This is a genomic window from Marinobacter sp. AL4B, from assembly GCF_019916045.1.
In the GTDB taxonomy this organism is placed as follows: Bacteria; Pseudomonadota; Gammaproteobacteria; order Pseudomonadales; family Oleiphilaceae; genus Marinobacter.
This window is the reverse complement of record NZ_JAILWZ010000010.1, coordinates 246,698-260,348: the sequence shown is the minus strand read 5'-3', so window position 1 is coordinate 260,348 and position 13,651 is coordinate 246,698. Positions and strand designations below refer to the sequence as shown.

Annotated in this window: 9 protein-coding genes; 6 read left to right on the top strand and 3 right to left on the bottom strand. The window is 53.8% G+C overall.

Annotation, left to right across the window (positions count from 1 at the left end; genetic code table 11):
• Positions 1 to 18: 18 nt before the first annotated feature.
• From K5L82_RS03225 to K5L82_RS03200, 6 genes are all read left to right on the top strand, one after another.
• Positions 19 to 2,307, top strand: coding sequence for a response regulator (locus K5L82_RS03225; RefSeq protein ID WP_316933360.1), 2,289 nt, complete (start codon positions 19 to 21; stop codon positions 2,305 to 2,307).
• A gap of 38 nt (positions 2,308 to 2,345) precedes the next feature.
• Entirely contained in the window at positions 2,346 to 2,534 is a 189-nt protein-coding gene (gene yacG, locus K5L82_RS03220) for a DNA gyrase inhibitor YacG (RefSeq protein ID WP_133004943.1), read from the top strand.
• A 143-nt stretch (positions 2,535 to 2,677) separates the two neighbouring features.
• Entirely contained in the window at positions 2,678 to 3,238 is a 561-nt protein-coding gene (locus tag K5L82_RS03215; RefSeq protein WP_133004942.1) for a YfaZ family outer membrane protein, read from the top strand.
• 123 nt (positions 3,239 to 3,361) lie between these two features.
• Positions 3,362 to 5,566, top strand: coding sequence for a hypothetical protein (locus K5L82_RS03210; protein ID WP_223133134.1), 2,205 nt, complete (start codon positions 3,362 to 3,364; stop codon positions 5,564 to 5,566).
• A gap of 77 nt (positions 5,567 to 5,643) precedes the next feature.
• On the top strand, positions 5,644 to 6,558 hold the full coding sequence (locus K5L82_RS03205; RefSeq protein ID WP_223133133.1) for a glucosaminidase domain-containing protein: 915 nt from the start codon (positions 5,644 to 5,646) through the stop codon (positions 6,556 to 6,558).
• Between the two features lie 33 nt (positions 6,559 to 6,591).
• The gene (locus K5L82_RS03200; protein ID WP_223133132.1) at positions 6,592 to 7,488 is read left to right on the top strand and encodes an acyltransferase; all 897 of its coding nucleotides are present in this window, start codon (positions 6,592 to 6,594) and stop codon (positions 7,486 to 7,488) included.
• 25 nt (positions 7,489 to 7,513) lie between these two features.
• On the opposite strand, the gene K5L82_RS03195 is transcribed toward K5L82_RS03200, so the two are convergent.
• The 3 genes from K5L82_RS03195 to K5L82_RS03185 form a co-directional block, all read right to left on the bottom strand.
• Complete coding sequence (locus K5L82_RS03195) at positions 7,514 to 10,198, bottom strand: LuxR C-terminal-related transcriptional regulator (protein ID WP_316933359.1); 2,685 nt, start codon at positions 10,196 to 10,198, stop codon at positions 7,514 to 7,516.
• Positions 10,199 to 10,464: 266 nt separating this feature from the next.
• Positions 10,465 to 11,826: a DUF1329 domain-containing protein gene (locus K5L82_RS03190; protein WP_133004937.1), complete on the bottom strand. Its 1,362-nt coding sequence runs from the start codon at positions 11,824 to 11,826 to the stop codon at positions 10,465 to 10,467.
• A 33-nt stretch (positions 11,827 to 11,859) separates the two neighbouring features.
• Entirely contained in the window at positions 11,860 to 13,647 is a 1,788-nt protein-coding gene (locus K5L82_RS03185) for a DUF1302 domain-containing protein (protein ID WP_223133130.1), read from the bottom strand.
• Between the last annotated feature and the right edge of the window lie 4 nt (positions 13,648 to 13,651).

Below are 13,651 nucleotides of genomic sequence, written 5' to 3'. Positions count from 1 at the left end.
CTGAGGTTACTCGGGTGGGTGCTGTTATACAGCCTTGCATTATCGCTGGTGGCCACGGGCGTGCAGATGATCGGCGAGTTTGAGCGCCAGAAATCGCGATTGGAATCCAGCCAGAGCCGAGCGGTTGATCTCATATCCGGCACCTTAAGCTCAAACTTGTGGGTGCTGAACTACAGTGAAGTTGCGGCTAACCTCGACGACCTGAGCAACGTACCTCACATCCAATACGTACGCATACAAACCTCTACCGACCAAGAATTCAGTTCAGGCACTAACCCGGTCGGCCGAACGATTTCCCAAACCTTTTCTCTAGACTTCGAAAGCACCCATTTGAAAGAGCCGCAACGGGTGGGCCAGCTCACGGTAGTTTCGTCCGTTGAAAGTATTTATCAGGAAATTCTCGCCAGCGCTCTGGTCAATCTGTTGTATCAATCGATCATTGTGATGCTGGGCACCTTGGGCTTGTTGTTGATCGTACGAGTAGCCCTTTCACGGCACCTGGAAACCATGGCGGACTATGCGGCTAAGCTCAATCTTGATGCGCTGGTGGCTCCGTTAGAGTTACGCCGGAAAAAACCGGCCCAGCCCGATGAGCTTTCGGAGCTGGAGCAAGCGCTTAATAAGATGCGCCTGCAAATTCTGGAAGACACCCGTTCCCTGCGCCAGATTTCCGTAAAAACCCGCGGTGAGCGAGACGAAGCGGTACGTGCAAACCAAGCCAAAAATCAGTTTTTGGCCAACGTCAGCCACGAGCTGCGCATCCCTCTTCAATCGGTACTCGGTTACGCCCACTTGCTGGCTGACACGCCGCTGGATCAGGAACAAACCGAATACGTCAGCACACTGATTAATGCGTCTGAAAATCTGTCGTCTATTCTCAACGACCTGCTCGACATTTCCAGCATGGAAGCGGGCAAGCTGGAACTGGAAGAAATCCCCTTCGATCTTCGCGAAACCCTGAATGATCTTGTACACATGTTGGGTGCCAGAGCCCGTGAAAAAGGTCTGGCGATGGAAATGCGGGTGGATGAGAGCCTGCCGTGGGCGGTGATGGGCGATCCGGTTCGGATTCGACAGGTGTTGATTAACCTGTTGGCCAATGCCATCAAGTTTACCGATTCCGGTCACGTTTTGGTGAGCGTTGAGGTCCTTGGCCGTAAAGATAATAAAGTTCGCTTACGCTTGGCTGTCGAAGACACTGGCGAAGGCATTAATCCCGAAGAGCTGCCGCTGGTGTACGAGCCCTACATACAGCTGGGCCAACGGTTTACTCGGCAGTTGCCAGGTGCTGGCCTGGGCTTGACGATTTGCCGGCAATTAGTGGATCGGATGGGCGGCGCGCTGGATGTTGAGAGTCGTCTGGGCGAAGGCTCTACTTTTTGGATTGAACTGAATCTGCAAGAAGTCAGCGACAGCGCCATGCGCACCCGACCCGACTCGAGCATGGTACGTGGTCGGCGTATTCTTGTGGTGGACTCGTACGAGCTGTCCCGCAAGATCACACTGGAAATGCTGTCCCGTTTTGATTTGCAGATTGAAGCCGTGAAATCCGCCGGCGAAGCCCTTACCTCATTACGCCAAGCGTGCGATGCCGGCGATCCATTCCATGCCATCATTCTTGACGGATTTGTACCGGATATGGATTGCGACCTTCTGTGCCGGCAAATTCGCAGCAACGCTCAGTGGCGCGAAACCCGCCTTTTGATTTTGTCATCCAACCCCCAGCGCGGTGATGCCGAGCATTTCCGGCAAGCGGGTGCCGATGCATTTTTAAGCAAGGCTTTGCGGGAATCCTACTTGATCCCGCTTCTTAACCACTTATTCAGCGATATCGAACAGAAGGAACGGCGCTTCCTCACGCGATTTTCACTAAAAGGTTTGACCGACCCAAGCGCGACCCGCTACGAACTGCCTTGCGGTCGCATGAACGTGCTTTTGGTTGAAGACAATCCGGTGAACCGCATTCTTACCCAGCGGCTTCTTGAAAAACTGGGCTGCGAGGTCACTGCCGCCAATGATGGCGAGGCGGCGATGTCGCTCTGGCAACAGAATTCGTTTGACCTGATTTTCATGGATTGCCTGATGCCCCAGATGGACGGATTCGAAGCCACAAAAAGGCTGCGTGCCTGGGAGCAGAAAAACAATCGGTTACGAGTTCCGGTGGTGGCGCTCACCGCCAGTGCCATGGAAAAAGATGAAGAGTTGTGTCGCGCCGCAGGCATGGACGTGTTCGTTGCCAAACCTGTCAACCTTGAAATGTTACGGGCAGTGCTGGAACAATACTGTCACGCCCCTGCCGATAACTGATAACCGGCAGCTCATACACACAGCCCGGATTGATCCCCATGAACGTTGAATGCCCCACTTGTAAAAAGTCCGTTGAATGGTCTGAAGCCAACGCTTGGCGGCCGTTTTGCTCCGAACGCTGTAAACTAATCGATCTTGGGGCCTGGGCAAACGAAGAATACCGCGTACCCGCTGAAAACGTGTCGCCTGAAGATCTGGATCAAGGCCACGACGGCCAGCTTCACTAGTTTCCGCCTTTCCGCCGGCTTACAGGCTTTTAAGTTGTACTGATTGGAACAGGTGTTAACATCCTGCTCGGTCAATAATATTGCGGATGCAAGCATTTAATGGGCGCGTTGCATTCAATAACGACAGCTACAAAGGTGTATACATGAAGATTACCCGCATCTCTGCTTTGGCACTTTCTTTAGCCGCTGCCCCGGTTATGGCTTCTGATCTCGACCTGAGCCTGACGTCTGACTCGGTGAAAGGCCAGGTGAACTTCTTTGGCACTCAGGACGAGTTGCAAGTTGGTGCTGGATACACCTATCACGAAGGCGGACGCCACATTGGCAACGTCGATTTTCATGCCCAAGGCCGCACGGCACTCGGTAACCTGCCAACAACTGCGGGTATCGGCCTGCGTGGTATTGGCTGGGATGATGATCACCTTGACGGCGGTGCCGTTGGCGTAGGTGGCTTCGCGACCGTAAATGTTCCAGACGTACCTGGCCTGTCGTTTGGCGGCAGCCTGCATTACGCACCGAGTATTCTCTCGTTCGGTGATTCCGATGAGATGACAAGCCTGGAACTGCGCGCCAGCTATCGCGTGATCCGCAACGCCGAAGTGTTCGCCGGTTACCGGTACCTGAACACCGAGCTGGATGTTGCCGGCAACCCCGACATTAATCTGGACGAAGGCATTCTCGCGGGCATGAAGATTTTCTTCTAAGCCTTAGGCTATTGTTGGGCTATCCGAAATACTCCGGGTAGCCCAACCGTGCTCCCTTTCACGCCCCTCCCTCCGTTTACCTGTTAGGCTCTTCCAATACCTTGTACTTGGATAGGCCCCGGCATGAGATTCAAGCTTGCTTCCCTGCTTTCCGTTTCTTTATTGGTAACTGCCTGCGGCGGCGGTGACAGTGCCATCGATGGCGCACGCAATACCCCCAACCGATTCGGTAGCACCATTAACGCACTGGACGATTTCAGCCCCGGTAGTACAGGCGATTCCAGCAATGCGAAGGGCCTGAAGGAAAACCAAGTGCGGGTCACCATGGAAGTGCCGGCCAATTACGCCCCAAACGGTGAAGCCACGCGCCGAAATCTGCGCATTGTAGTTCCCGACCGCATTCAGGTTTACAAAACCAACCATTCCTTGCAGAAACTGGGTAACATTGAGCACACCGTCGACACCGGCGATGACGGTCACTTCATCGTGGGCTTCAAAAATGGGCTTCCTATTGGCCCTGATGTTGTCATCGAAACCACTTGGAATGGCAACGGCGGCATCACCATGAAGGCACTCGCTGCCGACTCCGACCGGGATGTGAAGGTAAATCCCTTCTCGCACTTTGTGGTTGAAGAAATTCTCGGTGACAAGTATCAAGCCAACGATTTCCAAACCGTGATGGATTGTGTGAATGATGCCGGGGGAGGCTTGTGCCTGAACAAATATGTTTGGGCAACGCTGGCCGATCAGGTACACGATTTCGAGATCGACATACCCAGCGGCGCAAACCTGTCTGCGGCGCTTGATCGCCTGAGAGCACGGGTAGATTTCTCAAGCTATGTGGATGATCTTGCCGAATACGCTTTGCTGAATGAAAGCACCTCTGGCAGCGTTAAAGCCAGCTCCGCTGACTATAATTCGGTGTTTTTCGGGCTGGAACTTGGCGGCACCCTACAGGCTGACGGCTCGCCTACCGCCGGGCTTTGGGGCTTGCGTACCACTCAGGAAGTAGATCTGACCGACAATAAAAGCGCGTTTCTTTATCCGGCGTTAACGTTAACGACGTTCGATGCGTTCGGCTTAAGCGTGACCTCGTTGGCAACGGATATACCCTATAACCGGCAAACCATAAGCCACTCTCCGGATCATCAGTTTATTACCGCAATTGGGGCGCCAAACAGTCATTCCAGTGCGCCCGGCGCGGCGACACTCACTCCCAAGTCTTCCGTCGATGACCCCAAGCCGGCTCGGTTGTTGGCCGGCCGGGCCCTTTACCAAACCATTACCTATCCATCTGAAACTAAAACCATTGGCTGGACCCGAAACCCGTATTATTTTGACGCCTTCACTACGAGCCCCATCGATGCACAAACCGGTCCTGACCGGGTACTGGCGAGTTACTTTACGGCGGGCAAAGCGATTTCTCTGAACGCGCAAGGAAATCAGCTCAAGCGCAGCGGAACTCTGGAAAACCACTACCTGTCTACGTTCGAGCTGCACTTGCTGCGAAGTGACGATTTCGATGTATCCAAGGCAGAGGGAAATTTTAATGCAGTGTACTTCACGGGCAGCTTCGGCGGCAGCAACCCGGTTGCCTTTGAATCGGGAGTAGGGACGTTCAATACGGGGGCGGCAGCCGAGAATGAGCTTTCCGCCAATATTAGTGCCACCACCTTTACCGTGTCTCGCTCGGCGAACGGCTCTGCAACTCCCGCTTCGGGTGTCGAATCAGCGTCACTTGCGGTTGCCAACCGCCGCTCAAAATTGAGTGACGGCCCCCGTTTTATGGGCCGCTTGAGCCTATGCTCTGATTGCCCAGACACGGACTACACAAAACCTGATGTCGGCCAAGGCGCAGCTTCACCGGATGGTTCGTTGCTGGCGTTCAATCTTGATGACAGCATCTGGGGTGACGGGCTGCTGGTCGCCGGTAAAGCGCCCACTACGGGGCTTCATACCAATATCGGCTATCGCATTCAAGGCTCTATTTTGGCGGTGACAACCAGTTCTAATGACCTCCAACAGGTGAATGACGGCATACTCACCTTCACCAGCAATACCGAAGCAGAACTCACCGCGACCGGCCTCAATGTCAGTCATGAAATCAGCAATGGCCAAGTCAGTAGACCGGAAGGCTCCGACATTATTGAGGCGTTTAATTACACCACCACCCCCGGAGGCAGTATTGCTCTTGTGTCTACCTCTTCCGGGCTTGAGCTGCAGGGCTTCTATACCGGCGAGGCCGATCAAATTTTTCTTACCGTCAAAGACGCATCCGCCGCCAGCCCTCGCACGGGTTTGCTGATCGCCACGCTTATTCCGGATTAGGCCAAGACGCCCCCTAAGCCGGAAAAAGGCTTATAACCTGTTATAATTCCTTCCATATCGATTATAGAGAGGGATTTATGACGGCTGTTTCTCGCGCATTGTTGCTCTGCGTTCCGCTGATTCTGTTTGCCGGCGCAGGCGCGCTTTACACGCCTTTTGGAGTGCAATCAGACGACGAGGCCGACATTGCCCTCAGCTCTCTGCCCCAACTTCCTTCTTGGGCTGCGGCCCCTCTTCCGGATTTCTCCACCATTCGCGACACCACCGAGCGTAAAGCGGCATTCTTTTCCTTTTTGTATCCGCGCATTGCTTTGGCCAACAGTCGTATTTTAATTGAGCGCCAGTATCTTGAATCTCTGCGCGGGAATGCCGAGTTTTCCGACACGGAATTGAAATGGCTAGCCAATCACGCAGTTCGGCTTCGCATTGATGAGGCCAATGGCAGTGAGGCGCAGCTTGCCCTTTTAGAGAAACGTATCGGGGTGATACCGCCCTCACTCATTCTTGCCCAGGCTGCTAACGAATCCGCGTGGGGGACGTCCCGCTTTGCCACTCAGGGCAACAATCTGTTTGGGCAGTGGTGCTTTTCGAAAGGCTGCGGATTGGTGCCTCTAAGCAGAGTTCCCGGAGCCAGCCACGAGGTCGCCAAGTTCGTTTCGCCCTATGGTTCCATTCGCGCCTATATCACCAACCTGAACCGCCACCCGACTTACCAACGGGTTCGGGACGTGCGCCAAAAGGCGCGTCAAAACGGACACCCGTTGTCGGGAATTGCTATGGCCGCCGGCCTTCTGGGCTATTCGGAGCGCGGCGAAGACTACGTGAAGGAAATCCGGGCGATGATCCGCTATAACAACCTGGGGTTCTACGACAAACAGTTCCAAGCCCTACTCGCAGACCAGTCTTCGGATCGTCTGCTAGAGCTGGCCACAGCACCCAAGGCCCAAGCGCTTTTGCCTGGTTCCGGTGATGCTGTCTCACCCGAACACTAACCCTGTAACCTGGACCAACAGAGACGTTGCGATATGCTTAATTTCCTGCCCGCCCCATTCAAAGGGGTTCTGGTACTGCTGCTCATCGTTCTGAATACGGTTATTTTTCTGCCGTTTTTGCTGCTGTTTGCGATCGTTAAACTGCTTTTGCCCGTGACTATGATTCGCAAGGGCTGCACCATCGTGATCAATGGCATCGCTTGGTATTGGATCGGTTTTAACAACACTTTGGTGCGGATTTTCCACAAAGTAGAATGGGATGTCCGCGGCGCTCAGGCCCTCAGCAAAGAACATTGGTATTTCGTGACCTGCAACCACCAAAGCTGGGCAGACATCACTGCCATGCAATTTGTACTTAACAGCAAAATTCCATTGCTGAAGTTCTTTCTGAAAAAAGAACTGATATGGGTGCCCCTGCTGGGCATTGCCTGGTGGGCCCTGGATTTTCCCTTCATGCATCGCCACACCAAAGCGCAACTGGCCAAACGCCCGGAACTAAAAGGCAAAGACATTGAAGCCACCAAAGCGGCGTGCGAGAAGTTCCGTTATACGCCGGTGACGATTTTTAACTTCATGGAAGGCACCCGTTTCACCCCCGAGAAACACCAGCGCCAGAACTCACCTTACAAGAACCTGCTGAAACCCAAAGCCGGGGGCACCGCCTTTGTATTTGGGGCGATGGGCGAGATGATCCACACCATGCTGGACGTGACCATTGTTTATCCCGGCGGCACCCCCGGTATCTGGGACTATATGTGCGGGCGGGTCACGAAAATCATCGTAGACATTCGCACCCGCGAAGTCCCGGCGCAGTTCTTGGGCATGGACTATGAGGGCGACCGAGAGAAACGGGTGGAGTTTCAGCGCTGGATCAGCGGTATGTGGGCCGAGAAAGATGCCCTGATTGATCAACTGAAGAAGCAACCCTGACACACGTTTAGTTGAGAGCTGGGTCTTAAAGCAACCCCAGCTCTCTGGCTCGCACGATGGCTTGTGTTCTGGACTTCACATCCAGCTTCGCATTGATTCTACGGGCATGCGTTTTCACGGTATGCAACGAGATATGCAGCTTGTCGGCAATCGCCTGATTCGACAACCCTTGGGCAATCAACTCCAACACGCCCTGCTCTCGTTCGCTGATGGGTTCAGCCAGCTGTCCGGCCAAGGGTTCCGCCTCACAACCAAATAACTCGCCTAACGCTTTGGTAAACTCACTTTTCGGCAAGAACGAAAACGCTTTATCCATTACCGGTGTCAGCTCTTTGGAAAGCTCCAGGAATGGGCTAATAAAATGCTCAGTCGACGCTTGTACAACCACCACTTCCAACTGCTTTCTTGCGGCCTGTACGCCTTTTTCGGACAACAACAACACCGAATTCAGCAAACCTACGTGGAGCTGCAAGCCCCCTGGAAGCGAATCGCCATACCTCTGATGAATGCTTTCGAGATTGTCTCTGGCCCGCACAAGATCACCGGATGCGATGGCCTCCCGAACCTGCAGACAATCCATCAGCCCCGGCATGGTAGGAAACAACTCTGTCACACAGCCGTCTTGGCGATAGGGTTCAAGCTTCGAAATCGCCTGTTTGGCGCTGTCGGTTTGGCCACAAGCCAACCAGCAACTGGCCTTTAGTGCTTCAAGTACCGGCAGATAGAGTGCCTCATCGACCTGCCAGGCGTGCATGGTGCGCTCCGCTCGACCAATCCAGACAAACGCTTGGTCCAGCATGCCTTGGCTACGACACATAAAGACCCTGAGCGCCATGGCAAGCAACAAGCCTAAATCACGCGTTTGCTCCGCATGACGCGCGCAATTCACCAAAAGGCGATCCGCCTCTTTCATCCGGCCCTGGTGCCACAGAACCAATACCAAGCTTAACTGCAGACGAGTTTCACCGATGCGCGCAGGGCGGCTTAGTTCCTGAAGTGAGGTGTCTAACCCAGTGCGCAGCAGGTTTTCTGCATGACCTAATGCGCCCTTGCTCAATTCTATCCGCGCGTGCGAATACACTGCCAACGCTTCGGACCCCGAATCTCCTGCTTCCCTGGCGAGCTTTGAGGCATGGCGGTTCGCTTCCCGCGCTTCCTGAAAACGACCGGCCGCGCACAAGGCGTTGGAACGCACGATATGCGTGACCAACTGCGCCTGCGCGGATAAACCACCGGCACTGAGCGCTTTGTCCGCCATTGCCAGAGCCGGCTGCACAAATCCCTCGCCTCTCAGAATGAACGCTTTCAGGGCGAAAATTCGTGATTCGTGATCTCTCCAACCTTCCGGCGCAAATCCTTCCAACAACTGGCGAGCTTGCCGGAATTGTCCGCCGATCGCGTGCACCCAACCGTAGACAATTCTCAATCTTGCGCTGCGCTCGAGCAGATGCTCTGGCAGGTTTTTCCGGAGCATGAGCAACGAAGCCGTGTCTTGGCCCAATAGCAGCGCTTCCGTACCTTCCGATGCAATACGCACCACTTCATCGTTATCACCGGCCAGAACCGCGCATTTCAATGCCTCGGGGAACTGCTCCCGTTGACCAAACCACTGGCTGGCACGCAGCATACGAGCTGAACGCCCGGCCACCGGATGGCTTTGCAAGAACGCCTGTAACAAAGGGTTGAAGCGGAACCACCGGCCCCTCCCTGGCACCAATTTTATGGGCAAGCCACGCTCGGCCGCCTGCGAAGGGGCTAAAGTATTACCGCTGTCTTGACCAGCGATTGCGTAAAATAGCTCATCACAGTGACTATCGAGTTCTGCGACGACTGTCAAAGATTTGACCTGCGTTGTGGTCAGAGGCTGGCATACAGAATCTTTCAGAAAACGCTCTACATAAGGGCTTTCCTGAATAGGACGGCGTTCCTCAGCAATTTCCAGCTCCCGGCGATATAACGCCAATGGTGTTAGCCAACCTTCCGTCAGGTTATAGAGATGGTCTATAGAGACACTGGTGATCCGGCTTTCTGCGTTGTCCTTCTGGAAGAACTCAAACGTTTCAGCTCGCGTTAACTCAAGACGCTCCGAACCGATTCGGTGGTAGGTTCCATTGAGCTGTAAGGTATGGCTGGCAAACGGTAACGGCAAGCGCGATACCAAAGCAATCGCCAGATTACCCGGAATGTGCGTGACCAAATAATGAAGTAAACCAATAACCGCAGGATTGGTTACATGTTGCAGATTGTCCAGAACCAACACTTCCGGTTGCGCAGGCGCTTGCCGGGCCTTCGACACCAACATCAAAGCGAGATGATCCTCAAAGGCCTCGCTGGTTCCCTGCCCCATATCAGCAACCTTTAGCGCTGATGCCAATACTGAGAGAAATCGAGAAGGCGCATTGTCGCCGGCGCTCAAGGAGATCCAGCGTATCGACGCCCGGTCAGGCGCTTGGCCAGGATCGACCAGGGCGCTCACCAACGCATGGGTTTTTCCGTATCCACCGGGGGCTTCGATACTAAGCACATGCCCCGGGGCCAACGCTTCCCGGATGGCCTGATCCAGTCCGGGCCGTTGCAGGCGGTCAGCTGGGATCGCAGGGAGTTGTAGCCGATGTTCAAGAAGATCACGAACCAATTCTCCATGCTGAACACCGGCATTGGCAATTTGGAATTCGTCGTTAGCTGCACAGCCGTCGCTTAAAGGTTTCACGCTCTGCCCCATTCAAAACCAGGCTACTTTGCAACGCCTGGTACAACCATGATTCGCTTAAGCATTTAAGCGCTGGCGCCCGACATGGGGGTCGCCTTTAGTATGAGATTATGGGTAGAGGGTAAACTAAACTGCAGGGCATTGGCAAAAAATGGCCCTTTCCGACATTGCAATATATCCGCGTGATTTCTATCACATTTCCGGAAAATATTAATAACAAAAAAAGGCGAGCCAGAGGCTCGCCTTTTTACTGCATCAATCTGTGATCAACGCGTACCAGCTCTACGCAAGGCAGCCGGCGTGTAATCACGTGAGTGACGCTCCGCACCGAAGGTGTACGGATTATTTTCTTCGTTGGTTAGGCCCAACGCCAAGTAGCGGCCAGAGAGCAAGTCATACAATACTTCAATGGCGTACCACGGTACGTCTTTATCGTAGAACTGCATGCCGTGGGCTTCCGCCACGCGCCACATTTCCCCACGACCATCGTAGTGATCAATCACTGCTGCCTGCCAGGTGTCTTCATCGATGTAGAAATCGCGCTGGGCATATACGTGGCGTTCGCCTTCTTTCAGAGTGGCGCGAACGTGCCATACCCGGTGCAGTTCATAGCGAGTCAAATCTTGGTTAATGTGACCGGCCTTGATGATTTCGTCGTAGCTCAGGTCGCGATCAACCAGCTGGTAAGAGTTGTACGGGATGTACATTTCTTTCTTACCTAGCAACTCCCAGTTGTAACGGTCTGGAGCGCCGTTAAACATGTCGAAGTTGTCACTGGTACGCATGCCGTCAGATGCGGTACCTGGCCCGTCGTAGGCTACCTGAGGGGCACGGCGAACACGACGCTGACCCGCGTTGTAAACCCAAGCTCGACGCGGCTCTTTTACCTGGTCAATGGTTTCATGAACGAGGAGTACGTTACCCGCCAATCGCGCTGGCCCGGTAATAGCCTGCTTAAAGTAGAACAGAACGTTGTCATCCTGACCTTTTTTGTAATCCGTCAATGCGCTGTTCCAGGTAATCTCATCCTGGAACCTAACGATGGAGTAGGCTCCACCGGCGGTAGGCGTTGCCTGGCCTACGTTACGCGCAACTGAACCACCTCGGTAGCGGGTAATGTGGTTCCAGATAACCTCAACACCATTCTGTGGAATGGGGAACGGCGTGGCGCTTTCATAATTGCCAAGCCCGTTACCATCCTGAATAAGCTCTACGTTAGTCGCGTTGTCGACCGTCTTATCCATAACGTCTTTCGGGTAAGTCGCCGTTCGATGGGTTTCGTACACCGGAATCTTGTAATCGGCGTATTGACGAATCATCGCTACCTGGCCCGGGGACAGCTTGTCTGCGTGCTGATCGACGTTGCTTTGATCAATCACGAATTCAGGTTTCTCATCCGGGAACGGGTTGACATAAATGCCGTCGCCCTTGTACCCCGCAGGTGGTGTGGTCATGCCGCCGTCCCAGGCTGGAATGGCGCCGCCGTTACCAGCTTTTTCAGCACCCATCGGGGTTAAGGTGTCACCCAATTTGGCTGCTTCGCCGGCAGAAACTGCACCCCAGGCCTGGCCCGCAAACATGCTTGCGGCCAGAACACCTGTAGCTAATAGTTTCTTGTTCAGTTTCATTTAAGTTACCTCTTTGAACAAAATCTGTCCGGTTCAGAATGAGTAGGAAACGCTCGCGCTTACGAAGTCGCGATCGGTTCGCTCGTTATAAGGCTTGCCACCGAAGTAATTGGTGTAGCCGATATTGCCGGTGATGGAGTTTTGGTATACGCCCGTTAGTGATAAGCCGATCGACTTACTTCCTTCATTGAAAGCGCCACCCGGTTGAGGAGCATAGCCCTTCACGTCATGAGCCCAGAACACAGAAGGCGTCAAGTTGATGCCTGCGAAAGCATTCGAATATTCCCAGGCGAGGTTTGCACGGTAACCCCAGGAGAATGGCGTTACGAAACCATCGTTGGTGCAGTTGTCAGAGTTGAGGTTGTTATTCTCGCAGTCAGTACTACCCGGCGTGGCACCCAGGCCGAAGGTGCCCGAGCGGCCATAGCGCGCCTCATCCTTACCTGGCAGATCGTGGATGTAAGTTGCGCCAATTTCAGTCACCAACGACATCCGGCTGGCACCCATAACCTGATCGAAGAATTTGATCAGCGTCATCTGAGCTTGGGATACGCCGTAACGGTCGTTACCGGATACCGCAACCCCGTCAGTATTGCCGCCATTTTCGGCTGCGATTTTGTCTTTATCCCGAGCGTAAAGAAGGCTGAAGTCTTCCTGCAAGCCACCGTAAATTAGCTCGAATGCGTTCCACTGGAGCGGCATTTTGTCGCGGTAGCTGTATTCCGCGCCAAGCGACCAGCCTCCGGGTGTTGTAGTGTTGATACTGATGCCATACAAATCAATAGCTTCAGGGTATTCAATGAAATAGTTCGGGAACGGTTTGCCATTTGAAGGATCATTGGTCCGTCCACTAATGTATGGCAGTCGGCTATGATACTTGATGTAGTAGAAGCCCAGCTCGGAATCGTTCAACTCGGGAACGTACCAACGCACGGCCACACCAAACTGATCTTCAGGATCAGGCTCTGCGTCGCCTTCACGGTTGATCACAAGGCCGCTGGCTTGGTTCTGAGCTTCAGAAAGCGCACCCGTCACAAACACCGGCCCACAACCGTCAGCTACGAAATCGACGCTTGAGAAGAAGGTTCCACAATCGTCTGTACGGATCTTTTTCCAGTCGGTTTGTACGAAACCTTCGATGGTCACATTTTCAGTGACACCGGCTGACATGTAGAACATTTCCACCGGCAGAAGCGCATCTTTCAATTGCGAACCCGGTGCACGGAAAGCGGGGATATCAACCGGGTTGATGGTGTTGATACCACCTTGAATGTAGGTACTCTCACCCCAGCTCAGAACTTGTTTACCGTAGCGGGCACTGACGGGCACGTTACCGAGGTACCAATCGGTAAATACATAAGCATCAAGGATTTCACCGCCCGAGGCGTTGTCTTTGGCCTTATCGTTCAGCTCGACGTAGCGGCGGTCGCCGTCTTTGAGTTCAAAGTCGTACCAATAACGACCGCGTACCAAAGCACCTACACGGGTGAGGTAGTCGGAATCTACGCTGTAATCCAGGAACAGCTCACTGTTGCCTTTGACGACGTTTGAAACCATGTCGCCTTTGTCAAAGTTACGGTTACCGTCGTCGTAGTTGTTTGTGGATGCTGTGCCACGACCATCGTGTGGCGCGAGCAGTCGCTTGTCAGCATCTTCGGTACGCCATGTTGCCCCAACTGACAGCGTGGTATTGAATTGGACTTGCCCGGCATCCCCCAAGGGGTACGAAATAGCAAAAGCCGGGCTGGATACGCCAGCTGCGATGGCGACGGCAAGTGGTAACTTGGTCCAGCGCTGCCAGGGTTGAGTTTTTCTTGTCATTGGA

What these genes read in the sequence shown, in the direction of transcription:
- yacG (WP_133004943.1), top strand. Translation starts at nt 2,346, where the DNA reads ATGAACGTTGAATGCCCCACTTGTAAAAAGTCCGTTGAATGGTCTGAA.
- K5L82_RS03215 (WP_133004942.1), top strand. Translation starts at nt 2,678, where the DNA reads ATGAAGATTACCCGCATCTCTGCTTTGGCACTTTCTTTAGCCGCTGCC.
- K5L82_RS03210 (WP_223133134.1), top strand. Translation starts at nt 3,362, where the DNA reads ATGAGATTCAAGCTTGCTTCCCTGCTTTCCGTTTCTTTATTGGTAACT.
- K5L82_RS03205 (WP_223133133.1), top strand. Translation starts at nt 5,644, where the DNA reads ATGACGGCTGTTTCTCGCGCATTGTTGCTCTGCGTTCCGCTGATTCTG.
- K5L82_RS03200 (WP_223133132.1), top strand. Translation starts at nt 6,592, where the DNA reads ATGCTTAATTTCCTGCCCGCCCCATTCAAAGGGGTTCTGGTACTGCTG.
- K5L82_RS03190 (WP_133004937.1), bottom strand. Translation starts at nt 11,826, where the DNA reads ATGAAACTGAACAAGAAACTATTAGCTACAGGTGTTCTGGCCGCAAGC.
- K5L82_RS03185 (WP_223133130.1), bottom strand. Translation starts at nt 13,647, where the DNA reads ATGACAAGAAAAACTCAACCCTGGCAGCGCTGGACCAAGTTACCACTT.